25 protein-coding genes are annotated in these 26,992 nt (G+C 46.9%); 7 read left to right on the top strand and 18 right to left on the bottom strand.

What is annotated here, in order from left to right:
- Positions 1-81: 81 nt before the first annotated feature.
- From L3V45_RS08625 to spoVK, 3 genes are all read right to left on the bottom strand, one after another.
- Positions 82-1,347, bottom strand: coding sequence for a methionine gamma-lyase family protein (locus L3V45_RS08625; protein WP_003154050.1), 1,266 nt, complete (start codon positions 1,345-1,347; stop codon positions 82-84).
- 16 nt (positions 1,348-1,363) lie between these two features.
- Positions 1,364-2,626, bottom strand: a complete 1,263-nt coding sequence (hflX, locus tag L3V45_RS08620) for a GTPase HflX (RefSeq protein WP_003154051.1) — start codon at positions 2,624-2,626, stop codon at positions 1,364-1,366.
- 129 nt (positions 2,627-2,755) lie between these two features.
- Entirely contained in the window at positions 2,756-3,724 is a 969-nt protein-coding gene (spoVK, locus tag L3V45_RS08615; RefSeq protein ID WP_015417523.1) for a stage V sporulation protein K, read from the bottom strand.
- A gap of 306 nt (positions 3,725-4,030) precedes the next feature.
- On the opposite strand from spoVK, the gene L3V45_RS08610 reads away from it, so the two are divergent.
- On the top strand, positions 4,031-4,789 hold the full coding sequence (locus L3V45_RS08610) for an N-acetylmuramoyl-L-alanine amidase (protein WP_003154055.1): 759 nt from the start codon (positions 4,031-4,033) through the stop codon (positions 4,787-4,789).
- A gap of 48 nt (positions 4,790-4,837) precedes the next feature.
- On the opposite strand, the gene L3V45_RS08605 is transcribed toward L3V45_RS08610, so the two are convergent.
- The 9 genes from L3V45_RS08605 to L3V45_RS08565 form a co-directional block, all read right to left on the bottom strand.
- Positions 4,838-5,458, bottom strand: a complete 621-nt coding sequence (locus L3V45_RS08605) for a hypothetical protein (protein WP_003154057.1) — start codon at positions 5,456-5,458, stop codon at positions 4,838-4,840.
- Between the two features lie 48 nt (positions 5,459-5,506).
- Entirely contained in the window at positions 5,507-6,496 is a 990-nt protein-coding gene (nrdF, locus tag L3V45_RS08600) for a class 1b ribonucleoside-diphosphate reductase subunit beta (RefSeq protein WP_003154059.1), read from the bottom strand.
- Positions 6,497-6,513: 17 nt separating this feature from the next.
- Complete coding sequence (gene nrdE / locus L3V45_RS08595) at positions 6,514-8,616, bottom strand: class 1b ribonucleoside-diphosphate reductase subunit alpha (RefSeq protein WP_003154060.1); 2,103 nt, start codon at positions 8,614-8,616, stop codon at positions 6,514-6,516.
- On the bottom strand, positions 8,576-8,968 hold the full coding sequence (nrdI, locus tag L3V45_RS08590) for a class Ib ribonucleoside-diphosphate reductase assembly flavoprotein NrdI (protein ID WP_003154061.1): 393 nt from the start codon (positions 8,966-8,968) through the stop codon (positions 8,576-8,578). The genes nrdE and nrdI overlap by 41 nt, the downstream gene beginning before the upstream one ends.
- Before the next feature lie 259 nt (positions 8,969-9,227).
- Positions 9,228-9,443 (bottom strand): hypothetical protein, encoded by a 216-nt coding sequence (locus tag L3V45_RS08585; RefSeq protein ID WP_003154062.1) that lies wholly within the window; start codon positions 9,441-9,443, stop codon positions 9,228-9,230.
- An 82-nt stretch (positions 9,444-9,525) separates the two neighbouring features.
- Entirely contained in the window at positions 9,526-9,801 is a 276-nt protein-coding gene (locus L3V45_RS08580) for a YmzC family protein (RefSeq protein ID WP_003154063.1), read from the bottom strand.
- 96 nt (positions 9,802-9,897) lie between these two features.
- The gene (gene hfq, locus L3V45_RS08575; protein WP_003154064.1) at positions 9,898-10,119 is read right to left on the bottom strand and encodes an RNA chaperone Hfq; all 222 of its coding nucleotides are present in this window, start codon (positions 10,117-10,119) and stop codon (positions 9,898-9,900) included.
- Positions 10,120-10,158: 39 nt separating this feature from the next.
- Positions 10,159-11,103 (bottom strand): tRNA (adenosine(37)-N6)-dimethylallyltransferase MiaA, encoded by a 945-nt coding sequence (gene miaA, locus L3V45_RS08570; RefSeq protein ID WP_015388203.1) that lies wholly within the window; start codon positions 11,101-11,103, stop codon positions 10,159-10,161.
- A 98-nt stretch (positions 11,104-11,201) separates the two neighbouring features.
- Positions 11,202-11,606 (bottom strand): YmaF family protein, encoded by a 405-nt coding sequence (locus L3V45_RS08565; protein WP_003154067.1) that lies wholly within the window; start codon positions 11,604-11,606, stop codon positions 11,202-11,204.
- A 101-nt stretch (positions 11,607-11,707) separates the two neighbouring features.
- On the opposite strand from L3V45_RS08565, the gene L3V45_RS08560 reads away from it, so the two are divergent.
- The 3 genes from L3V45_RS08560 (at position 11,708) to erbB (ending at position 12,824) form a co-directional block, all read left to right on the top strand.
- A complete protein-coding gene (locus L3V45_RS08560) occupies positions 11,708-12,001 on the top strand; it encodes a hypothetical protein (protein WP_003154069.1) in 294 nt (97 codons plus the stop codon).
- A 138-nt stretch (positions 12,002-12,139) separates the two neighbouring features.
- On the top strand, positions 12,140-12,454 hold the full coding sequence (gene erbA, locus L3V45_RS08555; RefSeq protein ID WP_003154071.1) for an SMR family multidrug efflux transporter EbrA: 315 nt from the start codon (positions 12,140-12,142) through the stop codon (positions 12,452-12,454).
- 16 nt (positions 12,455-12,470) lie between these two features.
- Positions 12,471-12,824 carry an SMR family multidrug efflux transporter EbrB gene (gene erbB / locus L3V45_RS08550; RefSeq protein WP_003154073.1) on the top strand — a complete coding sequence of 118 codons (354 nt, stop codon included), beginning with the start codon at positions 12,471-12,473 and terminating at the stop codon, positions 12,822-12,824.
- Between the two features lie 13 nt (positions 12,825-12,837).
- On the opposite strand, the gene L3V45_RS08545 is transcribed toward erbB, so the two are convergent.
- From L3V45_RS08545 to L3V45_RS08535, 3 genes are all read right to left on the bottom strand, one after another.
- Entirely contained in the window at positions 12,838-13,290 is a 453-nt protein-coding gene (locus tag L3V45_RS08545; RefSeq protein WP_014305039.1) for an OsmC family protein, read from the bottom strand.
- 60 nt (positions 13,291-13,350) lie between these two features.
- The gene (locus L3V45_RS08540; RefSeq protein WP_160249381.1) at positions 13,351-14,058 is read right to left on the bottom strand and encodes a poly-gamma-glutamate hydrolase family protein; all 708 of its coding nucleotides are present in this window, start codon (positions 14,056-14,058) and stop codon (positions 13,351-13,353) included.
- A gap of 255 nt (positions 14,059-14,313) precedes the next feature.
- A complete protein-coding gene (locus L3V45_RS08535) occupies positions 14,314-14,547 on the bottom strand; it encodes a hypothetical protein (protein ID WP_024085328.1) in 234 nt (77 codons plus the stop codon).
- Positions 14,548-14,726: 179 nt separating this feature from the next.
- On the opposite strand from L3V45_RS08535, the gene L3V45_RS08530 reads away from it, so the two are divergent.
- Together L3V45_RS08530 and L3V45_RS08525 are read left to right on the top strand one after the other, a co-directional pair.
- Complete coding sequence (locus L3V45_RS08530; protein WP_236837349.1) at positions 14,727-16,055, top strand: serine protease AprX; 1,329 nt, start codon at positions 14,727-14,729, stop codon at positions 16,053-16,055.
- A gap of 191 nt (positions 16,056-16,246) precedes the next feature.
- Positions 16,247-16,609, top strand: a complete 363-nt coding sequence (locus L3V45_RS08525; RefSeq protein WP_003154082.1) for a protein YmzB — start codon at positions 16,247-16,249, stop codon at positions 16,607-16,609.
- 33 nt (positions 16,610-16,642) lie between these two features.
- Here the strand turns inward: L3V45_RS08525 and L3V45_RS08520 are convergent, their stop codons facing one another.
- Positions 16,643-17,398: a YoaK family protein gene (locus tag L3V45_RS08520; RefSeq protein ID WP_003154084.1), complete on the bottom strand. Its 756-nt coding sequence runs from the start codon at positions 17,396-17,398 to the stop codon at positions 16,643-16,645.
- Positions 17,399-17,457: 59 nt separating this feature from the next.
- A complete protein-coding gene (locus L3V45_RS08515; protein WP_003154085.1) occupies positions 17,458-17,892 on the bottom strand; it encodes a NucA/NucB deoxyribonuclease domain-containing protein in 435 nt (144 codons plus the stop codon).
- 288 nt (positions 17,893-18,180) lie between these two features.
- Between L3V45_RS08515 and L3V45_RS08510 the strand changes: the two genes are divergently transcribed.
- A complete protein-coding gene (locus tag L3V45_RS08510) occupies positions 18,181-19,392 on the top strand; it encodes a cytochrome P450 family protein (RefSeq protein WP_032857407.1) in 1,212 nt (403 codons plus the stop codon).
- Between the two features lie 133 nt (positions 19,393-19,525).
- Here L3V45_RS08510 and L3V45_RS08505 read toward each other — a convergent pair whose 3' ends face one another.
- Positions 19,526-26,983: a beta-ketoacyl synthase N-terminal-like domain-containing protein gene (locus L3V45_RS08505; protein ID WP_236837348.1), complete on the bottom strand. Its 7,458-nt coding sequence runs from the start codon at positions 26,981-26,983 to the stop codon at positions 19,526-19,528.
- Between the last annotated feature and the right edge of the window lie 9 nt (positions 26,984-26,992).

Genomic DNA, 26,992 nt, shown 5'->3' with positions numbered 1-26,992 from the left:
CTCATTATAGGTGATGTTATATTTTGTGTCAATACAATGTAAGGAATCTTAACATCAAATTCTTTGAAAATTGCAAACGGCCTAAATCAGCTCTTTTTCCATTAAAGCATTTACGGCGCTGCAAATCGCATTTTTCACGTGCGCGTAGGTTAATCCTCCTTGGACATACGCGACATAAGGCGGTCTGATAGGTCCATCTGCTGATAATTCAATGCTTGCTCCCTGTACGAAAGTGCCCGCTGCCATAATGACATCGTCTTCATATCCCGGCATATAGCTCGGATAAGGCGTCACATGCGCATTAATCGGTGAAGCATATTGTATCGCCTGGCAAAAAGCGATCATCTTATCAGGGTCCTGAAACTCAACTGATTGAATCAGATCCGTTCTCGGCGCATTCCATGCAGGGTTTGACGTAAAGCCGAGCTTTTCAAGAAAACGGGCGGTAAATACCGCTCCCTTCAAGCTTTGCGCCACTACATGCGGAGCGAGAAAGAAACCTTGATACATTTCCTGCAGTGAATAAAGCGAAGCCCCGGCTTCACTTCCGATTCCCGGGGAGGTCATCCGGTAAGAGCAGGCCTCAATCCACTTGGCTTTCCCTACAAGATAGCCGCCCGTTTTAGCAAGGCCGCCGCCCGGGTTTTTAATCAGGGAGCCGGCCATAAGATCCGCTCCGACGTGGCAGGGTTCCCGCTCTTCTGCAAATTCTCCGTAGCAATTGTCCACAAAAACAATGACATCTTCTTTGATTTCCTTTACGAAACGAATCATCTCTTCAATTTCATTTATTCTGAAAGACGGACGATTCGCATATCCTTTTGAACGCTGGATGCCGATCACTTTTGTATTCGGTTGGATTGCAGCCCGGACTGCTTCAAAGTTCACTCTGCCTTCTGATGTTAAATCGACTGCATTGTATCCGATTTGAAATTCCTTAAGCGAGCCTGAATACTCCCCGCCTCTTACTCCGACGATTTCCTCGAGTGTATCGTAAGGCTTGCCTGTGATATAAAGCAATTCGTCCCCGGGTCTCAGCACACCGAAGAGCGCGATTGAAATCGCATGCGTACCCGAAATGATTTGCGGCCGCACAAGTCCCGCCTCTCCTCCGAACACATCAGCATAGATCTTCTCCAGTGTATCTCGTCCGATGTCATCATAACCGTATCCGGTTGAAGGCGTAAAATGCGTATCGCTTACTTTATGTTTTCTGTAGCTTTGCAGGACTCTCCATTCATTCCGTTCACTGATTTCTTCTATTCTTTTATGAACGGCGGAGATTTCCGCTTCTGTTTCTTCGGCGGTTTTTTGTAAAAGAGCGCCGTGGGTCAGTGTGTCAAACATGTTGTGTATACCTTCCTTACATGAATTTCTTCAATTCTCCGAGTATGCTTTGTTCTTCCTGTACATAACCTGAGACTTCGTAGCGTTCATTTTCTTCATTAAAATAAAGGCTGTCGATCATGGTCTCTGATTTGATGCGTGACATCAATTTGCCTTCGGCGGCAGGCACATGAACTTCATACGGCATCATCAGCTCTCGGCGCAAATAAGCTTCGATTTCCGCTTTTAGTTTTGCTTCATCCCCGGCGATTCTGGCGCTGATCATGATGTGGCCTTCTCCCGCTGTCGGGATGAAGTCAGGAAGTGTCTCGTCACGTTTGTTATAAGCGGTCAGCACCGGAATATCATCTGCCTCAAGCTCTTTTAACAGACCGAGGACAGTCTGTTCATGCCCGGCATAATCTTCATTGGATGAATCAATGACATGAATGATCAAGTCTGCTTCCTTCACTTCCTCAAGCGTTGAACGGAAAGCGGCAATCAGCGTCGTCGGCAGATCCTGAATGAAACCGACCGTATCAGACAAAAGGACGCTGTAGCCGCTTGGGAGCGCCATCTTTCTCGTCATCGGATCAAGTGTTGCAAACAGCAGATCTTCTTCATAGCTGTCTGAGCTTGTTAATTGATTGAACCACGTTGATTTTCCTGCATTGGTATAACCGACGAGTGCAGCCTGAAGCACGCCGTTCTTTTTACGTCTCTCCCGATAACGGCTTCTGTGGCGGATAACCGTTGACAGCTGCACGTTAATTTCGTGTATGCGGTTTCTAATGTGGCGCCGGTCTGTTTCAAGCTTTGTCTCACCGGGCCCTCTCGTCCCGATTCCGCCGCCTTGTCTTGAGAGATTGATTCCTTGTCCGCTCAGACGCGGCAGCGCGTATTGAAGCTGGGCCAATTCGATCTGAAGCTTTCCTTCTCTCGTCTTCGCCCTTTTTGCGAATATATCCAAAATAAGCTGCGTGCGGTCGATGATCTTCGCTTCAATTGCAGTGGCGAGTGATTTAAGCTGGCTCGGTGACAGTTCATCATTAAAAATAACCAGATCCGCTTCAAGCTCTTCACACAGCGCCTTCAGCTCGTCTACTTTCCCCTTGCCTATGTATGTAGCGGCATCCGCTCTGTTCCGTTTTTGCGTAATCCGGGTCAGCACCGTTCCGTCAGCCGTTTTTGTCAATGAAGCAAGCTCTTCCATGGAATGTTCAAAGTGCTCATCTGTCATGTGCGGAAGCTGGCAGCCGACCAAAATGACCGTTTCTTTTTTTCCTTCCTGTTCGTTCAAATGGATGTTCCTTTCTGTGTCGTATTGGGCAGTAGTACTATCATACCAAACCCGCAGGGCGTATACCACACATCCGGCGGGTTTTAAAGAGAGAAATAAAAAAGAGACCCCTCAAACCGGCTGAGAGGTCTATTCGTGAGCTGCCGCCTCATCTTTTATAAGTAAATCCTGGCTCTTGATCGTCATTAAATCGTTTTTCAAGTATTGGTCTCCCATTAAAAGTCTCATGGCCTGAGCGCGGATCGATTTTTCAATCACGTTTCTGACAAAGCGCCCGTTGCTGAATTTAATGGGGCTTGTCGTGCTTTTCACTGTCATTAAGTAATCTTTTAACTTCCACTCGGCTTCCTGGCTTAATTGATACTCCCGCTCTGCTATCATGCGCTTTGCGATGTCCATCAGCTGAGTGACAGAGTAATCCGGAAAATCGATGCTGATAGGGAAACGCGATTGCAGACCGGGATTTAATGACAGGAAATGTGTCATTTCTCTTGAGTACCCTGCCAGGATCAGAATGAATTCATGCTGTTTGTCTTCCATATGTTTGACAAGCGTATCAATCGCCTCTTTACCGAAATCCTTTTCTCCGCCCCTTGCAAGTGAGTATGCTTCATCAATGAATAAAATGCCCCCGAGCGATTTTTTAATCAGATCTCTCGTTTTTTGCGCCGTGTGTCCGATGTATTCACCGACCAGATCGGCACGTTCCGCTTCGATCAGATGTCCTTTGGAAAGAACGTTCATTTCGAAGAAAAGCTTGCCGATCAGTCTCGCGACGGTGGTTTTCCCGGTGCCGGGGTTCCCTTTGAACATCATATGAAGAGCTTGTTTTCCGACTTTCAGCCCTTGTTCGGCCCGTTTTTGGTTGACGAATATCCAGGCGTAAATTTCTTTAATATTGCGTTTCATTTCTTCCATACCCACTAATGTGTTCATTTCTTTTTCAATTTCTTTCAGAATGCTGTGCTTGGCTTCATTTTTTTGCAGGGCGGCCTGATATTCCGCCTCAGCTTCTGCATTTGTCAGCACTTGCTTTTGGCCATTAAGAATGATGTTAATTTGTCCGTTATTTTTATAGGTTACAGCGCGCTCCAACATGCTCACCTCTCTGTTCTCTCTTTATCTTACTCATGATGAAGAGGTTCGGTGACATCCGCCTATCATCATGAGGCCCGTTTTCCTCTTTATCTGTCACTTTTTCCGTTCTCTTCGGGAATGATGTTGAATCCTGCGCTTTCCCGAGAAATATTTTTCATTTCTTATTGTATTCAGCAGAAACGGGAGGACAAACCATTTATTTTTATTTTCCGGGAAATGTTGGGTGTATCTCTCATTTTTTTCATGAATGACAGCCGTACAAGCACCTTTTGAACATCATCATATGCTGTAATGAGGTGATGGAGAATGGTTAAAATTTTTATAGACCCCGGTCATGGCGGAACTGATTCAGGTGCAACCGGAAACGGACTTCAGGAAAAAGCGGTCACGCTGGAGATCGCACTGGCTTTGCGCACGATTCTGACGAATGAGTATGAAGGAGTTTCTGTCACGATGAGCAGGACAAGCGATAAGACGGTCAGCCTGACGGAAAGAACGGATGCCGCCAACAGCTGGGGCGCAGATTATTTTTTATCCATTCATATTAACTCAGGAGGCGGAACCGGATTCGAAAGCTATATTTACCCCGGTGTCGGAGCGCCGACCTCGACTTACCAATCAGCCGTCCACACGCAAGTAATTCAAGCATCGGGTTTTAATGACCGCGGAAAAAAAACAGCCAACTTCCATGTGCTGCGGGAGACAAGGATGCCGGCGATTTTGACGGAGAATGGTTTTGTTGATACGTCAGCTGATGCAAACAAACTGAAAACAGCCAGTTTTATTGAAAGCCTTGCAAGAGGACATGCCAAGGGCTTGGAGCAAGCTTTCGGTCTAAAAAAAAAGGCTGACTTATATAAAGTGCAAATCGGCGCATTCAACGTGAAAGCAAATGCTGATGCGCTTGCCGCCGATGCGGTGTCTAAAGGTTTTGACGCGATTGTGCTTCCAAAAGGCGGCTTATTTAAAGTGCAGATCGGCGCATTCTCTTTCAGAGATTATGGTGAAGCGTTGGCAGCGCGGGCCGAAAAAGCCGGATTTGATGCCTTCATTGTGCAAGACTAAATGAAAAAACCCCTGCTCTCCCTTTTTGGGACGAACGGGGGTTTTTTGTTATTGAAGTATATCGGCGACAAACCGAGACCAAGCTTCAAGACGATGATACACATTTTCCTCTTTCAGTTCGCTCAGTTTCATCCAGCGCCCGGCGATTTGATCTTTTTCTTTCACTTCGACTTGTGCTGCAGGCGCTAACTGGAGCGCAGAAAGGATGCCGATATGCACCTTCCCTACATCGTTTTCATCATCATTGATCAGGCCGAGTGTGACAATGTTTTGTTTGTCCTCCTCGCGAATGTACAATTCTTCCGCCAGCTCCCGGTCGGTGTTCTGTTTCAGCACTTCCAAAAATGAAGCCGCCCCTTCCATAGGGTTCATGTGTCCGCCGAAGCCGAGAGAAAGCTTATTATGGAGGCGCGATTCCCCTCCGCCCGCGAGCCGTTCATACACAAATACCTCATCATCGCGGCGGATGACGACATACGGAATCGGCTGTTTAAATCGCGGGTCCTCTTCCGCGTCGCCTCTTCTGATTTCAAAAAAATGCGCCTCAATTTGAGCCATAATTTTTATGATACGTTCATCCTCGCTGTTGACTCCCTGAAATGTCAGCATTTCGTTTTGAAAGACGTCACTCCGCGGTGCAGCCAAGATGATTTCATCCATTTTATTCATGCCCGTTCCTCCTGTCTTACCTCTCCACTCAAGCCAAAAGAGCAGATATTATATCTGCTCTTCATCTTGGCCAAAATAAAAATCTTCGTCCTTAATCGGTTCTACCGTCGCCTTTTTGTAGCCGTTCCCTTTCATGGAGAAGAAATCATGTGATTTTGTTTTGGTGTTTAATCCGTTTAATACAATCGGATTAATATCCTCTTCTTCAAAGTAAGGATCGAACCCTAAGTTCATCAAAGCTTTATTGGCGTTATAGCGGATGAATTTCTTTACGTCATGAGACAGCCCGACTTGGTCGTAGAGATCCTCTGTATATTCAAGCTCATTGTGATAAAGCTCTTCTAAAAGCTCAACCGCAAATTCGCGAAGTTCCGCTTTTTTCGCTTCTGTTTGTTTATTGAATATTTCCTGGGCCAGCAGTCCGACATATACACCGTGGATCGCTTCATCACGAAGAATCAGGTTGATGATCTCACCGCTTTGCATCAGTTTTCCCTGTCCGTAAAAATATAACGGATAATAGAAACCGCTGTAAAAAAGGAAGCTTTCCAGATAGACAGAAGCAACCATCGCTTTGAACAGTGAAATTTCATCATCTTTTTGAATGGCTTTGTAAAGCCCGACAATCATTTGCGCTTTTTTCTGCAGATATTTATTCTGCTTTACCCATTCAAATACTTCGTTGATCGTTTCAGTCGGAGCAAGCGTCATAAAAATATTTGAATATGATTTTGCGTGCACCGCGTTTTCCATCATCGCCATGAAATTAAGAACCGCTTTTCGCTGATGGCCTTCGACGTGCTCGGCCACAATCGGCATGCCTGTGTTCCCCTGCTCTGTATCAAGCAGTGTCAGGCCGGCGAGCACCTTCATGTACGTATCCTGCTCATTTTTACCCAAATACTTCCAAGTAAGAAGATCGCCGTTTAATGCGATCTCTTCCGGAAGCCAAAACTGCTTTACGTTTTGGTTGTAGAACATTTGGGTGAAATCATCTTCATGCTTTGACCAGTTTGCTGCGTCATAAATTTTTGTCACTGTTAACTCTCCTTTAATCAAACGACACAAGAAAGACAGCTGTCCTGCCCGGTATCTTTCGTTCTTGCATAGTAAATGGTTTTGATGCCTCTATGGTGGGCATACAGATCAATACGGTTCAGATCACGAGTTGTCATCGTATCTTTCAAAAACAGGGTAAAGCTGATTCCCTGATCGATATGCTGCTGGATTGTCGCGATCATATCCACCACTTTGAACATGTCCATATCATAAGCTTCTTTGTAGAAGAACCAGTTATTAGACGCTAACCCCGGCATCGGGTAATACGTTTTTGAATTTCCGTATGTTCTTTCTTCGATCCGTTCCATGATCGGCATAACGGACGCCGTGCTGGATTGGACGTAGGAAATGGAGCCTGTCGGCGCGATGCACAGTCTGTAGCTGTGGTACATGCCGTTTTCGGCGACAAACGCCTTCAGCTCTTTCCAGTCTTCGATTGTCGGGATGTGCATGCCTTCAAAGAGCGCAGCGATTTTTTCGTATGCCGGTGAGAACTCTTTTTCGATGTATTTATTGAAATATTCTCCCGTTGCATAAGTGGAGCCTTCATAATGCTCAAACGTTTCGCCTTTTTCTTTCGCAAGCTCAGCTGAACGCTGGATGGAATAAAAGTTCACCATCATAAAGAACGTATTCGCAAAATCTCTTGCTTCCGGGCTTTCATAAGCGATGCCGTTTTGGGCCAGGTAGCCGTGAAGGTTCATGGCGCCTAAACCGATCGACTTCATCGCTTTGTTCGCGCGTCTGACTGCCGGCGCATTGCGGATATCCGTCGTCTCAGATACATGAGTCAGGGAATCCGTCGCGAGTTTCACCGTGCGCTCAATCGATTTATGTTTCATGACATTCAAAATATTTAATGAACCAAGGTTGCAGGAAATGTCCAGGCCGATTTCGTCTTCCTCGTCATAATCTGTGTAAGCCGAAACCTGTGACGCCTGAAGCACTTCAGAGCAAAGGTTCGAGAATTTCACTTTTGATACGTGGTTATTCGCATGCTCTTTGTTTACGTTGTCCTGGAACATAATGTACGGATAACCTGACTCAGAACGGAGAACGGCAAGCTTTTCAAGCAATTTGCGCGCATTCACTTTTTCTTTTTTGACACGCGGGTTGTCAACAAGCTCCTCATACATCGCCGTCATGTCCATCTCATCCATATGCTGGCCGTATTCTTTATAAATCGTGTGCGGATAGAATACATAAGCCGCTTTGTCCTCACGTGCAAGCTCAACGAACTTATCCGGAATGACGACACCGATAGAAAGCGTTTTGACGCGCACATCTTCATCCGCAGAAATCTTTTTCGTATCAAGAAAGTCATTGATATCGCGGTGGAAAATGTTTAAGTACGCCGCGCCAGAGCCTTGTCTTTGGCCCATTTGGTCAGCGTAACGGAACGCGTTATCAAGAAGCTTCATGACGCCTACAACACCTTTTGTGGCGTTTTCAACATCTTTAATCGCTTCACCTTTCGCGCGGAGCTTGGACAGGTTAAGAGAAACACCGCCGCCCAGTTTAGAAAGCTGCATGGAAATATCGATCGCCCGTGAAATATCGTTTAAGGAATCATTGACTTCGAGCAAGAAACAGCTCACCAGTTCTCCGCGGCGTTTTCTGCCGGCATTCAAAAATGTCGGTGTGCTCGGCTGATATTCCTGATTGATCATCAGATTCACATATTCTTTTGCTTTCTCAGTGTCGCCATTTGCGAAGAACAGCGCAACAATTGAGATCCGGTCCTCATAACGCTCGAGGATTTTTTTCTTGTCATTCGTTTTCAAAGCATAGTCATTATAGAATTTAAACGCACTCATGAAGGAAGGAAAACGAAACTTCTTAGCGTAAGCTGTCTTAAACACTTCTTTAATGTCTTCAAAAGAATAAAGGCTTAAGAATTCCTCTTCGTAGTATTGGTTTTCAATCAAATAATCCAGCTTCTCTTTTAAATCGTGAAAGAAAACTGTGTTTTGATTGATATAGTCTACAAAATAGCTATGTACAGCCTCTTTATCTTTATCAAACTGGAATTTTCCATCTTGTTGGATCATGATTTCGTTATTTAACTGGATCCATTTTGGCACTTGATTTTGTGACAACTCTTTCTACCTCCTGAGTAAACAATTCAACGTCTTTAGATGTGCCGCTGAGTTCAAATTTGTGCAAGATCGGCACCTGATATTGTCTAGAGATGGTATCGGCGCTTTTTGCAAAGTTATCGCCCCATACTTTGTTGCCGCTCGCAGCGACTCCTAATAAGAGATGGGCGTATTTTTCGAGAAATGATTGTGTTGATGCCGGTACCTGACCGAAGTTTGTCGTGTAGGTGACCAAAACAAACGGAGTGTCCACGTGGTCCGTTTCGTCCACCTTGCGGATCAGCTGAAAGTCTGTTTTATTCACAAAACGCTGAACATTCCCTGTCTTTGAATCAAATATGATTTGAACCATCCTTATCACGACCTATCAAAAATAATGAATCTCTTAACACTATATATAGTATACTAACCTCTCAGAAAAACACAACATATTGAGATCGATTTATAAAAAATTCATATTTTTGAAAGAGCGGACTTTGGCTCCGGCCCGATTAACGCCCAAAAAAGAGAGCAGAACGAGAATCATCTCTCATCCTACTCAAGGTGTCATGTGTAAGCCGATGTCTATCATAACATGAAAAAAAACTGCTTAGTAGTCTAGACTTTTATTCTTATTTTTTGTAAGAATCACATTTTTTTTCGCTTTCAACGGTTTCTTCAATCTCCACATCAGCACCGATTTCTTTCAGTACGGCTTTCAGAGCGCTTGTGATGGAAGCCTCCCTGATCAGTTCTTTGCCGTCAACGATGATGCTGGTTCCATATTCATAGCAGGAATCATCTTCACAAGTTTCTTCCCAATGGTTGATTATCACCTTGTGTTTCAATCGTCTCACCCTCTGCATGATCAATGTCAGTACTTAGTGTAGCTTGTGCGGCCCGCTTTGTAAATTCGAACGCTTGTGAAATTTATTCAAGCTCATCCAGCGCCGTTTCTTTTTTCAGTTCGATTTTATTCGTTTTTTCATCATAGCGGTATATTTTTAAGTAACCGTCCTCGACAATGCCGAAACGATTATGTTCCAGCTGCACCATGCCTTCTGTCTGCGATTCGGCATCCGCCAAGCCGCCGTCATCATCCGTCACCACCGTCTCGTGATTGCTGCAAGCTCCAAACAGCAAAAAAACAGCGATCCAAACGAGCGTAATCCTGATTCTTCTCAGTTCATTTTCACTTTCGAACACGATTTTCCGAACCCCCTTTTATCTTTCCGATATACGGCCTGCAATATACAGACGCGCATAGAAAAAGACCATTGTTCATGGTCTTTGTCAAAAAGTCTATTCAAGCTCAAGCTGGACGTTTTTTTGCGGGGCGAACGTGGAGATGGCATGTTTATAAATAAGCTGCTGCTTCCCCTCCGTTTCGAGCAAAACGGTAAAGTTGTCAAAGCCTTTTACCTGGCCGCGAAGCTGAAAGCCGTTGAGTAAAAACACCGTGACGAACGTATTGTCTTTTCGGATTTGATTCAAAAACTGATCTTGAATATTAATCGGTTTCATGTTTCGTCCTCCTTGGTTCTCAATACAATACTGTTTCGATTAAATTTCCAGTTTTCCTGCTATGCACTCGAAAATTTCCTTTTTTTTCTGCTCAATATCAACAGGCGGCGTCATATCTGTCCATGAAACGGGCATTTTATTGCGAAACCAGGTCAGCTGGCGTTTCGCATATCGCCTTGAATTTTGTTTTAATTGCTCCACGGCCTGAGGAAGCGGCACTTTTCCATCAAGATATTCATACAGCTCTTTATAGCCGATTGCCTGAATCGATTGGCTGTCCCGGATATTCATATCATACAGCCGCTTTACTTCGTCAAGAAGGCCGGTTTCCAGCATCAGGTCAACGCGCTCGTTAATCCGGCCGTACAGTACTTCTCTGTCCATTGTAAGACCGATAAGAACCGCATTGTAAAGCAGCTCCCGTTTTTGGGTTTTAAGATGCTCTGACATTGTTTTTCCCGATACATGCAGGATTTCGAGCGCGCGGATGACTCTTCGCGTATTGTTTTGATGAATGGCTGCCGCCGCTTCCGGGTCGGCTGCCGCAAGCTTGGCATGAAGCGCTTCCGCCCCTTCTTCAGCCGCCAGTTTCTCCATTCGCTCCCGGAATACAGGGTCGCCGGAGTTTTCCGTGAACGTATAGTCATACAGCACGGACTGAATGTACAGACCCGTCCCCCCGACAATCATCGGCAGCTTTCCTCTACCGGCAATCTCGGTGATTTTTCCCCTCACCATTTTCTGATAATCCGCCGTTGAAAAAGTGTCGGACGGCTCCAAAATATCAATCAGGTGATGCGGCACGCCTTCTGTCTCTTCTTCGGTGACTTTGGCCGTTCCGATGTCCATCCCTTTATATACCTGCATGGAATCTCCGCTGATGATTTCCGCATTCAGCATTTTCGCGAGTCCGATGCTTAGTTTTGTTTTTCCGACTGCCGTCGGTCCGACGAGTATGACGACAGGCTGTTTTTTATTTTTCAATATGTATCACTCTCTTTTATAAATCTCCCCCTAATTATAGCATTCATTTCTTCAGGCACCTATCCATTTTGCCCTTTTTCCTGAGCGCTAAACGTCCGCTACCACCCGATCGGCTCGTTTCCGACAACCTCTCTCGTTTTTCCTTTGAGCGTATGGCGGTGCGTTTTCCGTCCTTCCTCCCGCGGATCGTAAACGACGCCGCCATGCTGGATCCGAATCGGCTCATTGTAGGCGGCAAAGGTGGTCTCTGAAAGCTCATGGTAATGTGTTCCGTCAACCCTCGGGATGGCAGGGCCGGAAATGCCGTAATACCTATGAAAATGGCCGTTTTCAAACGAGGTGATGCCCGTATAGAAATGTGTATGCTCATCTGTATTGCTGCCGTTCTCCGGCTGCGAAAAGCCTTCGATCATATGGTAGTGCCCCTGCACTACATCCGTAACAGCCCGGTATGCGTGTGTGTGCGGAGGTTTTTTTGACCAATCGGACTGATACAGGCCCACAAAAGCTCACTCCTTTATTTTTTTGATAAATGCCCAATCAAAAATTGGTGGGCTGAATACTCTGTTATCATCTCAAATTTATTCTTGGAGGTACCTAAATTATGAATGAAGAATACACATATGCAGCAGATAGTGATATGAGACCGTTTGGACGGCCCGGATTTGGGTTTGGACGGCCGGGCTTCGGGTTCGGGCGTCCCGGATTCGGCTTCGGCTTCGGGCGGCCGGGTTTTGGATTTGGCCGGCCTTGGTTTGGTTATGGATTCGGACGGCCGTTTGGTTTTTACGGCGGACCGTTCTTCGGAGGGCTTGTCGGGGGGCTTGTCGGAAGCGCTTTGTTCAATCCGTATTTGTACGGAGGTTACGGCTACCCTTACTATCCGTATTACTACTAAGACAATTAAAAAGGGCTCCTTTCAGGGGCCTTTTTATATAGGCCTAATGTCTTGACTTGGCGGGCAAAGTTCGGATATTATTTTATTTTACTGCCTTAAACAAAAGGCATAAGGATTATGATGAGAGGGGGATTTGATATGATTCTGGGTTATATCTTCCTCACAATTGCTATTTTATCAGAGTCAATCGGCGCGGCCATGCTGAAGGTCTCCCGCGGATTTACGCGGTTTTTGCCGAGCGCGCTTGTAGTGGCAGGCTATTCATTGGCCTTTTATATGCTTTCACTTACACTGAATCTCATTCCGCTCAGCTTATCCTATGCAACATGGAGCGGAGCGGGAACGGTGCTCGCATCCATTATCGGAGCGAAATGGTTTCATGAAAAACTGGACAAGCAGGCCGTCATCGGACTTGTATTCTTATTGGCCGGTGTCATTCTGATGAATTGGTAGAAAGGAGAAGCATGATATGAAAGGATTACTCTGCCTGGCATTAGCCATTGTATCAGAAGTGTTCGGAAGCACGATGCTGAAGCTGTCGGACGGTTTTACGCACTTATGGCCCGCTCTCGGCGTCATTGCCGGAATCGGAGCCTCTTTTATGTTTTTGAGCTTCTCTTTGAAAAGCCTTGATTTATCCGCCGCATACGCGACATGGTCAGGTGTCGGCACGGCTTTAACGGCAATTGTCGGCTTTTTTGTTTTTAAGGAAGCCATGACAGCTAAAATGATGATCGGGCTTATTTTTGTCATCACGGGCGTCATCCTGCTGAACCGTTCCAAGTCTCAAAAAGCTAAAAAAAATCAAACGGCCCGGAGCTGACCGTTTGAACTCGTCAAGCGCGGGCAGCTTTTACTTCAACCTCAAGCTCCATCTCCACGTTTCCTTGGACCGCTCGTGAAATCATACATGAGGACTCCGCTTTTTGCGCTAACTTCCTGGCGAGCGTAAAGTCCGTTTCGGCTGCATCCGGCTTTAATAATATAAACGGGCGGTGAATGATTTTCTGGTACGTGAACACACCGTTCGTGACGTCTACAATTCCTTCAGATTCCATATGTAGATCTTCTTTATCCAGGCCGCTTCTTTCCATCATCGCCGCAAGCGTTATAATATAACAGGTCGCGGCCGCTCCAAGCAGCATTTCATCAGGATTTGTGCCTTCTCCGGGTCCGTCCATTTCCTTAGGAATGGACACAGCGGTTTCCAGCCGGCCGCTTTTAATATCGCCGACGTCATTGCGATTTCCGGGCCAATTTGCTTTTAAATAAAAGTGATGTTTTGCCAAGGGACAAACCTCCTTTTTTTTCAGTTTACTCACCTTTCACTGGTTTGTCTTTTTTTAAGCTCACGAATACTCTTGATTGATCACTCTTTTTATCGTACGGACAAACCGGTAAAATGCCTCCGTTTTTGTGAATTCCCTTTCGCGGTAATCAAAATTATCAAAAAACGCCTCCCGCTGTTCTCTGCTGATCTCAAGCTGTATACTCAGCCCGGTTTGCGCCTGGTTATTGATATTTTCGGTGTCAACCCCGGCCAGACCGGTTTTTGAGGTTGCCAATTCTGCAGGAAATCCGTTTCGTTTGAGAGCTCTCACCAATTTTTTCGCCCGCTTCCGATCGCTTCCTCCGACAAGAGTATTTTTCTCGTCGCCTTTATAACCGTGAACTGCGATAACATAATGGTGCTGCTTAATGCTTTCGACTGCTGAAGGCTCATCGAACTTGGTGCTCGTAATATGAAGAGTCTGGTTATCATGCGCTTTTAATCCCTCAAACAGGTAGGTTGAATAATCATCCCTGAAAGAGCGGACGATCTCGCTCACCCCGCCCTCAATTCTCCCTCCGTGCGGGGACATGATCAATACGGGGCTCCCCTTTCTCTTATTGTACGATATATGATAATCATCGGGGTCTTCATGTTCAGCCAGATCTTTAAAATCTGTGTATGTATCAGAAGAATTCGAGGGATCAGGGTCTGACGCATAATGAGCACATCTTATTAGTAAGACCATTGCTACGATAATGATGACATTAAGTAAAATTCTTTTCATCAGCTCTCCTTCTTTGCTCCTTTCTGAAAAATGAAATATTCATTATATGGATTTTTGTCAATAGGTCTTATCTTAACATTCTATTAACATTATCATCAGTGAAAAACTTCCCGGTTTCGAAAAATCAATGGATTGTCACGGTTCAAGCGCTCAAATGCCGGGCATCAGTGAAAAAAGGTTGAGAGAGGGCAAAAAAAAAGGGAGGAACGCCCGAATTTTCAGGGGCGGGAGATTCACGGCCGGAAACGGACGGCATCAAGAATACGCTTTTAGAAATGAATATCCGCCTCCCGAAGCAAATGCGCAGGACAGAATGGAGCCCGTCAAAAAAGTTCTCATCTGCCTTTTTGTACAGCAAAATGCCATTACAGCCCGCTCATCCCCTTTTTTTATCATAATGGTCCGTTTTGAAACGGAGCCGTCTTTTTTCATATATATAATATCAATCGGAAGCTGTTTTTCCAAGGAATGTCTCAATATGATGTTCATGTATATACTACCTTCCGCCGGCTTCATTACAAAACGAACAAACGTTCCGTTTCAACTCGATTTCTTCTCCTGAAAAAGCCGCAAGTAACCAGCGCTCCTGAAGGACAAACAAACTGACCGAACTTACGGCCTGTTCATATGGTATAGAGAGAATCGCCAGAATGGGAGGAAAAGTATATATGTTTGGTTACTCAATGGTACAAATGGTGCGGTCAAATGCTCATAAGCTGGACTGGCCGCTCAGAGAAAACGTATTACAGTTATATAAACCTTTCAAATGGACACCTTGCTTTTTACACAATTTTTTCGAAAAAAAGGTGAAAAACAGAAAGAAAATGTCAGTCATCATTGAATTTGAAGAGGGCTGCCATGAATCCGGTTTTCACAGCACAGGACAGGTCTTATCAAAAGAAAAACGCTGCACTATAAAAAAGCAGTTTCAAACAATCAATTGCTGCAGCGCCGAAGTCACGCCGTCCGCCCTTCACATGCTTCTTTCGCAATGCCGGGATATCCGTAAAATCTATTTAAACCGTGAAGTAAAAGCTCTCCTTGATACAGCAGCTGAATCGTCTCATGCAAAAGAAGTGACCCGTAACGGCACCGTATTAACAGGAAAAGGCGTAACCGTCGCCGTTATTGATACCGGAATCTATCAGCATCCCGATTTAGAAGGCAGGATTATCGGATTTGCGGACTTTGTCAACCAAAAGACAGAACCGTATGATGACAACGGACACGGCACCCATTGCGCCGGTGATATCGCAAGCAGCGGCGCTTCATCTTCGGGTAAATATCAGGGGCCGGCGCCGGAAGCCGATCTGATCGGAGTCAAGGTTTTAAACAAATCAGGATCAGGAACCTTGGCTGATATCATTGAAGGTGTGGAATGGTGCATACGATATAATAAAGAACACACAAAGAATCCGATCAGAATCATCAGCATGTCACTGGGCGGAGATGCGCTCAGATATGATAAAGAAACGGACGACCCGCTCGTCAAGGCCGTTGAAGAGGCATGGAATGAAGGAATCGTCGTCTGCGTCGCCGCGGGCAACTCCGGTCCGGAAGCTCAAACGATTTCAAGCCCCGGTGTCAGCGAGAAGGTCATCACGGTAGGCGCCTATGATGACAATGATACGGCCAGCAATGAGGACGATACGGTCGCTTCTTTCTCAAGCCGCGGCCCGACGGTGTACGGAAAAGAGAAGCCTGACATTCTTGCGCCCGGGGTCGATATCGTATCTCTACGTTCTCCGCGTTCATATCTTGACAAATTACAGAAATCAAACCGTGTAGGCTCCTTGTATTTCAGTCTGTCGGGCACGTCCATGGCCACTCCGATCTGTGCGGGCATCGCTGCCTTAATCCTTCAGCAAAACCCGCAGCTTTCGCCTGACGAAGTGAAAACATTGATCAGACAAAGTCCGGATCAATGGACAAATGAAGATCCGAACATTTACGGAGCGGGCGCAGTGAACGCTGAAAACGCTGTGCCGAAAGAGTAACCTTTTTATCATGAGAACGGGGTCGTCTGCACGGCAGATGACTCCGTTTTTCAGGTGAATAGATGAAACATTTATAATGAAGGAACTCGGAACAGTTCAGAACCGGCTGTCAGAAAAAAAGATCAATGCAAGGCGGTGTATTTCTAAAAAAATAGGGAATAAGTATGGTGTAGATAAAAGGAGGAATCACAATGGCACTTACAAACACCGAATTGTCTGAATGGCTGCAAAAACAGATCGGACAAACGCTTGATATCAGAAAAGGAGAGCTGACAGACAGCCGAAACGAGATTTCTGATATGGATCAGATCATGCTTCACCTTGATGACGTTCTCGTCCGCCGGACAAACCATCCCGATGACTATGTAGCGGATGAAGAACTCGTCTTAAAAGGGCACGGCACAACCTATACGGAGGAAGGAAATGTTCCGCTTCCCCAAGATGCGTATGAAATTCCTCTGCTCGGCGACATTACCATCCAACAGGAGCAAGACGGATTAAAGGTACATACAGATCGGGCCGTGTATACAATCGGGACCCGGAAAGAGCAATAAAAAGAAAAAACGCCGCTGATTCAGGGCGTTTTTTTATTGGTTTTTTTCTTCAGAATATCCGTGGAACATCGTGAATGCGCAAAGCATAATGCCTAAAATAATGATAATCGGGAGCCAGATCACGGCAAACTTATAATCCGGTTCGGCAAAAGCGCCTATGACCGCTCCAAAGCAATACAGAACCAAGGCAAGCGCGCGCAATACAGCATCTCTCGTAAACTGCTTCCGCTTGTCCGCTTTGTAAAACCTTGCGGTGAGATCTTCAAAAAAATTAGCGAGCGTTCCCGTTAATACGGTCGTGGAAATCCCCGCTACACCAAGTTTTCTCGCGGCTGTCGTCTGCATTCCCATTGCGAAGCTGAGCAGCATAATCAGCACATAAACAGAAATGGCGTCTGCAAAAAAGCAGGAGAACAAAGCAAACAGCAGCAAAACAGCTCCTTCAATAGCTAAAGCGGCAGTTACCGCAGGGGGCCAGAATGATTTCTTTTTATTGCCCACAAGCAGGGCCGCGGCAATAACGCCGGCAATAAATCCGATTAACGAGGTTAACGATTTGAGTACGGCAAGGTGCCATGAGTTGCCGATCGCCAGGCCGAACAGAACGATATTCCCCGTCATATTGGCGGTAAAGATATGTCCCAGGCTTAAATAACCGATCACATCCACAATTCCCGCTGTTAAACAAAGAAGTAAAAGTGCAATATTTCGGTATGTAGTCACTGTCAATGTGATCCAATCCTTTCTCATGCTGATTCCAACATATAAGTTTACTCTTTGCCATTTCATATGTCCAGCCGGCGTGCCGCTTTTTCAAAGCATAAATAAACTCCGGCGAACCGGAGAAGTTACTGAACGATAAATAATACTCTCGTGCCGTCGGAATAGCCGCTCATTTGATTTCCAACCCATGAACCGGCCCCGCGGTTATCCGATGGGGTTACATATCTGATATCAGCCCCCGCCCCGCCTTCTGTGCATACTGCCATGGGCCATTCATCACGGTCAAACCCGGGCTTTGTCGGAATTCCTTTCAATGATTCTTTCCTTCTGTTCTCCGCTCCGCCCCGATCAATTGTACAAATCTCAGAATGACCTGCCGAAATGGCGTCTTTTATATGATTTCCTGTCTCCGGATATTTTGACAGCGGGAAATACAGCACCTGATCGTATCGGGATGCAGCATGAGCAGCACTGTCCGAATGGATGCCGGCGCCCGTAAGGCCGAACTGAAGAGAGATCACCAAAAGCAGACTTGCCGCCCATTTCATAAACGCATTCATTCACATCCTCCTTAAGAAGTTGATATGAAGCGTAAATATGTATATTAGCCGGATTTAACACACATGATGAAATGGCAAAAAAAGTTTGCTGTTTTGTTGATAATCAACGAAAATGGCGGCTTTACGATTTGTCTATTGAACCGGCTTCTGTTTCCTTATATATTTTAGACATACTTATGAGCCGTTGTGATCAGTGTCTTCGGCAGATAAAAGGAGGAATGCCGTCCGGTCGGCAGGCACCGGCTGTTGGTTATGTCTTTTCAAAAACATGAAGGCGGGGAAATCCAGATGGAAAAAACAATGTTTCACCCACACTCACCCGAGTTTCACGAAGACCCTTTTGCGGTTTTAAGCAGATTCAGAGAGCAGGACCCCATACATAAATTCGAACTGCAGCGTTTCGGAGGCACCTTTCCGGCATGGCTCATCACGCGTTATGATGATTGTATGGCGTTTTTAAAAGACGGCAGAATTACGAGAGATGTAAAACGGGTCATGCCGAAGGAGCTGATCGCGAAGCTGAATGTCAGCGAAGATATCGATTTTGTCTCAGAGCATATGCTGGCAAAAGACCCTCCGGATCATTCACGTCTTCGATCTTTGGTGCATCAGGGGTTCACTCCCCGGATGATTGAGCAGCTTCGCACCGGGATAGAGCAGATCACAGAAGAGCTGCTGGATGAAATGGAAACAAAAGCAGACCCTGATATCATGAAAGATTTCGCGGCACCGCTTCCGTTTATCGTCATTTCCGAGCTGCTCGGAATTCCGAAAGAGGACCGCGCCAAATTTCAAGTATGGACAAACGCGATGGTCGACACGTCAGAGAGCGGACAAGATGCGACCAACCAGGCTCTCAAAGAATTTAAACAATATATGAAAACACTGATCGAAGAAAAAAGAAAACATCCCGCTGAAGATCTGACAAGCAAGCTTATTTACGCTGAAGAGGACGGCCAAAAGCTGAGTGAATCAGAGCTGTATTCCATGCTGTTTTTGTTAGTCGTTGCCGGGCTTGAAACAACGGTTAACCTTCTCGGCTCCGGCACCCTGGCGCTTCTTCTGCACAAAGACCAGATGGAGAAGATAAAGCGGCAGCCCGAAAATATCCAGACGGCGGTCGAAGAGCTTTTGCGTTACACCTCTCCCGTCATCATGATGGCGAATCGATGGGCGATTGAAGATTTCACCTATAAAGATGTTTCTATTAAAAAAGGCGATATGATATTTATCGGCATCGGTTCAGCCAATCGGGACCCGGAATATTTCGATGATCCTGATACATTAAATATAGCGAGAACACCGAACCGTCATATCTCTTTTGGATTCGGCATTCATTTTTGTCTCGGGGCTCCGCTCGCCCGGATGGAAGCATCCATTGCCTTTACTTCTCTTTTAAAACGGTTTCCGAATATAGAGCTGAAAGGTGCGCACGAGGATGTAACGTGGAGAAAAAACGTGTTTTTGAGAGGGCTTGAAACATTGCCTGTCAGATTTTAATATCGCCCCCTGTTTATCGGGGGTTTTTTAATATCTTATAAACAGGAAATCAATATAATAGTGAATATTTAGTACATAGTGTATTTAGTTCTATTTGCAAAAAAAGCGGCCGGATTGCTCCGGCCGTTCTCTATTACCGTTTTACCAACTCATTTGTTTCGTCCAGCTTTTTTTTGAAAGATTTAAGGAAATTTGCGCTTATCGTTCCTTTGTTTGCGTACAGTTTTTCGCAGAATGCCTTAATGGCGTTTTGCGGCTTTGGTTCCGACAGCATTGTGACATGATTGGAAGAGTGGACGTCCAGCAGGTGAAAGTGTTTCATCTGGTGTTCCCATTCTTTCCAATACGCATCATGGTCTAACGGAATTTGTTCTTCCTCTGCTGTCAGATAACGTTCAAAATCTCCGAGAAACAAACCGCTTTTATTACGGAAGTAGTAACATTGCAGCGCTTCCGGATGAGGCAGCGGCTTCATGTCATACTCTTCCATTCCGTAAGCGAGCTGCGTCTTCATCATTTGCTCCAGCTGCATCCGGATCGCTTCTTCGGATTTTGGCAGACCGCGCTTTTTGGCAAGGCCGATCAATTCTTTCAATACTTCTTCTTCCTCAGCCTGGACGGTAATGTCTTCTCTGCTGATTAATGCCTCTTCAAGGTTTTCAGGCTTAAGATATGCCGTAAGCATCGTATTGATCGTTTGCAGCATGACTGACTTAACAGATGGTTTTCTCTCTTTCCATTTTTCACTGTACGGGGTGTCGATCATGACGGCGCTTTTTACTGTATGACCTTCCTCCTGCAAGAGGCGCGCGGTTTCATAAGCAAGCATCCCGCCCAAGGAATATCCGCCGAGGTCATAAGGGCCTTTCGGCTGTACCGCTTGGATGATTCTCATATAAGAAGCGGCCGTCTCTTCGATTCCTTGCAGCGGCTCTTTCCCTGTCAAACCTCTTGCCTGGATGCCGTAAAAAGGACGCTGACTCTTTTTGGCGAATGGCTGGTATGCTTCAACGCCTCCTGTTCCGCCGTGAAACCAAAAAACAGGACGGCCTTTTTCTCTTTCATTCAGCTTGACGAGTTCGGGAAAATTCCGGCCCGCCTCATGCGGTTGGTTCGTTTTTAACAGCATGCCGATCTCCTGAAGAGTGCTGCATTTCTGAAGAGCTTCCAGACTGATGCGGCTGTCTCCGTCCTCAAGTTTTTTCAGCAGCTGAATAGAGGAGATTGAATCAAAGCCGTATTCAGTCAGCGGCTTATTTTGATCAATTTCCGCTGCCTTCATCCCCAAAATGTCAGCCACAATGTCAGCTGCGCTCTCGCGGCGGAGCTGAGGGTCCTGGGAAACCGGCGCAAGGGTGATGTCTTCTGGCTGACCGCCATTCCAATACTTGTGGTGTTCAAAAGGATATGTCGGAAGCGGCACTCTTTGAACAGATTTGCCTTGGTGGAGTCTGTCCCACGGTATATCCGCTCCTTTCACCCAGCAAAATGCAAGCTTTTCCAGATTGTTTTCAGCCAACAGCGTCTCCGTGACGACTGTACCGAGAGTCCCTTCCAGTAAAACGCCGATATCTCCTGATCCAGTCTGCTGACTGCCTGTAAAGAAGCTTTTCATTCCATTGCTTTCTTCGGAAAATGCTCTGTACTCTTTCAGTTTTTCCAGCAATTCATCTTGATTGCGGGCAACGAGTGCCAAGCGGCAGTTCATCGCCTCACGGCCGGTCTGAAGCGTATAAGCAATATCCCGCAGTGACGGAGTATCTCCAGTTTGCACAAAATCAGCCAGCTGACCTGCGGCCGCCTTAAGACGCCCTTCGCTCTTAGCAGAAAGCACGATAAGCTGCGGGTCATGCGCAGATTCTTTGTCTTTATGGCTCGGACTGTACTGTTCCAAGACGACATGCGCATTCATGCCGCCGAAGCCATAGCTGTTAATTGCGGCCCGGCGCGGGATCGGTCTGCCCGTATGGTCGGTGAGCTGTGACCATTCCTGATTGTCTTCGGTGAAACGGAAGCGGCTTTTTTGAATAACCATTTGCTCATTTGCAGCTGTAAATCCGGGAATGCCCGGGATGGTATGATGCTTCATGGCCATCGCTACTTTTATAAGGGCGGCCAGTCCGGAAGCGAGTTCGCCGTGCCCGATGCAAGGTTTCACAGTGCTGATATAACAAGGCGCGCTTTCCTCTTGATTTGCAGACTCGCCGTAACCCGCTTTGATTGCATTAAACTCCAGCGCATCTGCCATTTCGGAGGCAATGCCGTGCGCTTCAATATAAGTGACGGTTTGCGGATCAACATCGGTGTCTTCGTACGCTTTTTTCATCGCGGCCTTCATTCCCGCCGGATTCGGTGCGTGAAGCGACATGCCTTTACCGCCGTGAGACACTCCTGTTCCTTTAATGACCATGTGAATATGATCGCCGTCTTCAATTGCCGCCTCAAGCGGTTTGATGATGATCACGCCCGCCCCTTCGCTTCTGACAAAGCCATCGGCATCTTTTTGGAACGATTTCGCCCGGCCGTTTTTGCTTAAATATCCCATTGAGTCAAAACCGATAAAACCTTTCGGCGATTGCAGAATATTGGCGGCGCCCACGACAGCCTGCTCACATTCGTTATGACGGATTGATTGAACCGCCCTGTGCAATGCCACCAACGTTGACGTGCAGGCAGCCTCGTAATATTCACTCGGTCCTTGTAAATTCAAGGCATATGATATCCTGTTCGGAATGATGGACGGAATGGCTGTTCCATTGTTCGGATCGCTGTTGCCCGCGGCAACGAAAACGCCTGTCGGTCTGCTTGATAATGCCTTATTTGTCAGGCCCGCATCCTCCATTGCCTTCCATGTATGCATCAAAAGCAGAAACTGCTCCGGCCCCATTTGTGATGCCTCTTTAGGAGAAATTCCGAAAAAGAGCGGGTCAAATTCGCCGACACCGTCAATAAAACCGCCCCATCTGAGACTCGTGTCATTCTCATCGCCGGCGTAACGGCGCCAGTCCCAGCGGTCCGCCGGAATTTCGGTAATACAGTGATCCCCGTTTACGATGTGCCCCCAAAAAGACTGGATATCCGGGGATTGCGGAAACTGAGCTGACATACCGATAATCGCGATTCCTTGCTTGACATCGGCGTTATCACAAGGCGTATGCTGTTTCTTCGGTAAAGTGCGCTCTTCTGTTTCCGTGACCCCAGCCTCTTCTGAATGCTTATGATCGGCAAGCAATTGAGAAAACTTGCTCTCATATGCTGACGCGAAGTGGCGGGTCAGCTCCTCCGCCGTCGGATACTCGAAAAACAATGTTGGATTCACATCGATGTCCGCCTCTTGGCCGATCTCTTTTGTCAGCCCGATCAGACTCGCTGAATCAAGTCCCAATTCCATGATATTCGCATTAGAACGAAGAGATGACGCGGGTTCATCCATCATCTTGGCGAGCTTGCCAAGGATGTAGCTGCGGATATCATCTGTCAGACTGCCGGCAGAAATCGGTGCTCCCGCATTTTTAACAGCCGTTCGGGCCGGCTGATTCATCTGTTCGGTTTTCGGGCGGAACCGTTTCAGGGCATAGCCTTCAAAACGCATCACCACTTCCGATCGGCTGCTGATGACATCTGCGTTAATCAGAATCATTTCCCCCGTTTGTTTAGCCAGCTTGATGTGCAGCCAGCAATCGGTAAGATTTTCCGGGCTGCTGAAGGTGACGGAATTAATGCCGAACGGCAGATAGCTTTCCGTCTCTGTTTGGTCCAATAAAGAAAGCGAGGCCAAGTAAGCACTGTTGGCGATTAATGGATTTATGGCATAATGATGCGCTTGTTGTGAGTCGCTATTGTTCAGGTTCACTTTCGCTAAAACGGCATCAGTGCCTTTGTACAGACGGGTGATCGTTTTAAATTCTTCTCCCCACACGACGGTTCCCGTTCCGTCTCCGTATAGCTCATCTATCCGGCCCACTTCCCGGTAAGAGCGCTGAATGGCCGCCAGATCTGCGTGCTGCTTTTGAAACGGATACGGGCTGCACTCGGCATACGCCGCTATGCTCCAATCAGGAGACGTGCGGCTGCGGTGCATTATGCTCAGTTCAAATCCATCCCCGTTTTGTTTCGATTCTGTTTTCAGCTCGATGCGATCGCCTTTTTTTACGGTAATGGGGCTGACGTAATTCAGTTTTTTAATATGTCCTCCTTCCGCTTCAGGAAAAAGGTCACAAAAATGATCGACTGCCAGACTGTTATATGTAGCGCCGACGAGTACCGGTTCTCCGCTGAATTGATGCCCTTTCACGTATGGGTCGTCATCACTGTACACCGCCTGAACGCCGGCAGCGTTTTCTGATTCACCGAAATGAAAAGAAGTCCCGTGGTCAAAAGCGTAGGCCGGCAGATGAACGGCGTGCTCTTGCTGCAACTGATCAAACGTGATATTCTCTCCTTTTTCCCATTGCCGCGCACGCCGGCCGATATCAGAATCGGAGAAATTGAGATTCCGCTGATCCATGCGGTAAGCGGCCAGTTTTTCCAGCAGTTCCTGAACGGAAGCAGCCGTAAATGCCGCCCGATACTCCGGATGATGCGTTCTTTTTTGCAGCGCGGATGCGATGGCGGCCGGATGAAGAGATGGCGTCTTTTCTAAAAAGGCCGCAAGTCTCTCAAGATAGGCTTCAAAACTCCATTTCGTTTTCGCTGACACAGGGAAAATATATTCCTCATCGCCGTGACGGGCCTGATCGGAATTCGGGCTGATATATTCTTCTACGATGAGATTTGCATATGCCCCGCCTGCCCCGAAGGAATTGATCATGCTTCTCCGCGGTACGATGTCTCCCGTCTTGGCATCCTTCAGACGCTCCCAATACTCGGTTTTCTCCTGCAGGTAAAAGGCCGTTTGTTCAAGCGCGATATTCGGATTTTGCGGTTTTGCGTTAATGGTCGGAACTAATGTTTCCCGCTCCATTTGCAGCAGCACTTTCGCGAGCTGGGACATCCCGGAGGCCGCCTCTAAATGGCCAAGATTTGACTTGACGGATCCAAGCGCGCAAAATCGTTTTTTATCGGTATATTGCGAGAACGCGTTCGTCAGGGCAATGACCTCAATCGGATCTCCCAATACAGAGCCGTTTGCCGCTGATTCAACATAACTGATTGTTTCCGGATTGATTCCGGCTTTGTCAATGGAAGCCGCCATGAGCTTCGCCTGCTGTTTCGGATCCGGAGCCGTGTACATCTGCCTTCCGCCGCTATGGCACAACGCGCTGCTTTTAATGACCCCGTAAATATGGTCTTTGTCGGCAACCGCTTTGGAGAGCGGCTTCAAGAGCACCGCACCGACTCCTTCTCCCGGCATCAGCCCCGTGCCGGTTCCGAAGCTTTTGCTTTCACTTCCCTGTTCAAGCAAATTCGCCCGTTCGAGCGCATCATATTTAGACGGTTCAAGCGTGAGATTGACCCCTCCGGCAATCGCCATGGAACAGCTGTTAAGCTTCAGGCTTTCACAGGCGAGATGAATGGCGCTCAGTGAGCTGGAGCATGCGGTCGTAACGCCCATGCTCGGACCCGTTAAATTGAAAAAGTGGGAAATGCGGTTGGCGATATGCCAATCCCCTCCGTTAGAGCTGAGCGCAGCTTTTTCCAATGACGGGATATTCCAGAAATATTGATTGTACATACTGCCCATAAATACACCGATTCCGCTGTCTGATTCCTGCCATTCGTTTACTCTCTCTAACGAGTAGCCGCCGTTTTCAAATGTTTCCCATACGGTTTCAAGGCTTAGACGGAGCTCAGGTGTCATCTCCATCACATGGTCTTCCCGGATGTCAAACAAGTGATGGTCAAAAGCGTCAATATGCTGCAGAAATCCGCCGTACCGTGTTTTGCGTTCTTCTTTTCGTGTTTCTTTTGCCATCGTTTTCAGAAGACCGGACTTCCATCTGTTTTCCGGAGCTTCCGTAATACAGCTGTCTCCGGCTTTTAAATGCTCCCACAGCTCATCGAGGGTTTCAGACTCGGGATAGCGGCCGCTGATGCCGATAATGGCAATGTCGTCACGATCTGAGCGATTATCGGTGACGGTTTCTGTTTCCGGCTTTGGCGCTTTTGGCTCTTTTTGTTCAGTGATAAATCGCCGCGTTTCCGTGACAAGCGGCACCGGTTCATTCATTGCAGGTTCCGGATGCTCCGTTTCAGGAGGCGCTTGATCGGCTCCGAATGCCTGTTGCAGCTTATCCGGGTAAGTTTCCAGCAAATACTCGGCAAGTTCTTTCGTATTCGTGTGTTCAAATAAGACCGTTTTCGGCAGCTCGCCCGTCAATGTTTCCAGTTCACGGATAAAATTCACCTGCAAAATGGAGTCGATGCCGTATTTTTCAAAGCTGGTTTCCGGCTGAATGCGCTCGGGAGCAAGCTTTATGGACTTGGCTAACGTTTCTTTTATGAATTGCACCGTCCGGTCTGTGACTGAGAAAGACGGTTCTGTGAAATCAGCCGGCTCTTTGGAAGCCGCAATTTCTTCAACCGCCGGCGCGTCCGGCTGCTTTTGCCTGATGACGCCGTCGCTTTCTGCCGCCACGATCTGCTGGCCGAGGTGATGTGACGATTCCGCCATAAATGTAACGTACCGATATCCCTCGCTTTCCAGCGCAGACTGCCACGCTTCAGGATACAGCCCAGGGCATCCGGGAATACGCAGTTTGGCGTCTTCATACAGCCACCAGCCTTCCAAAAGACCGAATGTCAGATGAGAATAAACCGAATGGCTGCTGATCTCATTTAATAGCAAAATCCCATTCTTTTTAAGCACCGCTTTGGCATTGCGAAGTGTCCGCCGAATATTTTTTGTCGCGTGAAGCACATTTGCCGCAATGACCGCGTCATATGCACCCGCCTCTATACCCTGCAAAGCCGGGGGCTCTTCCACATTAAACCGCTTATAAGTCAAATACGGATTGTCGGGACCGTATTCTTTTTCAGCATGCATGAAAAAGGCCTTTGACAGATCGGTGTAGCAATATTCTTTCACATGATGTTTGACCTCTTTTAATCTTTTGAAAACGGCCGCGCTCGTCCCGCCCGTCCCCGCTCCGATCTCTAATATCCGGATTTCCGCGTTCGGGTCTTCTTTCAGGCGTTCTTCAATGAAAGCCGTCAATGTGTCAGCGAGCACCTCATTAAAGTAGTCTGCCGTTTCATTGTTTTTATAGATTCCTTCAACCAATTCCATTGAGGAATCAGGAAACAGAACATCAGTGGCAGAAACTCTGCCGGATAAAATATCCGGCAAAGCTCTGAGAGCGGTCTCCACTAAGGTGATCATCGCCCGTTTGCTGCTGTCCTTGAGTAAAGGAGCTTTCTTTTCATCCCATTCTTGCCACAGAACGTCCTCACGCTCTATCGGACCCGTTAACACATACGTACTGCCAGACTGTTTCAAAAAGCCTTTTTGCACCAAGATGGAGATGCTTTCTTCCAGCCACCTGCCGTAAAACCCCTGCATGACAGGCTGCGTTTCGTTTTCCGTAAAAAATCCGACAGATTTCAGCTGGCCTGCCAATAGTTTGTAAAGAAGATCTTCAGTGTTTTGCAAAGCCGTCCC

The organism is Bacillus sp. R45 (genome assembly GCF_021729365.1).
Classification (GTDB): Bacteria; Bacillota; Bacilli; order Bacillales; family Bacillaceae; genus Bacillus; species Bacillus velezensis.
Note: the sequence above shows the minus strand (reverse complement) of the source record. Positions and strands in the feature narration are given on the sequence as shown.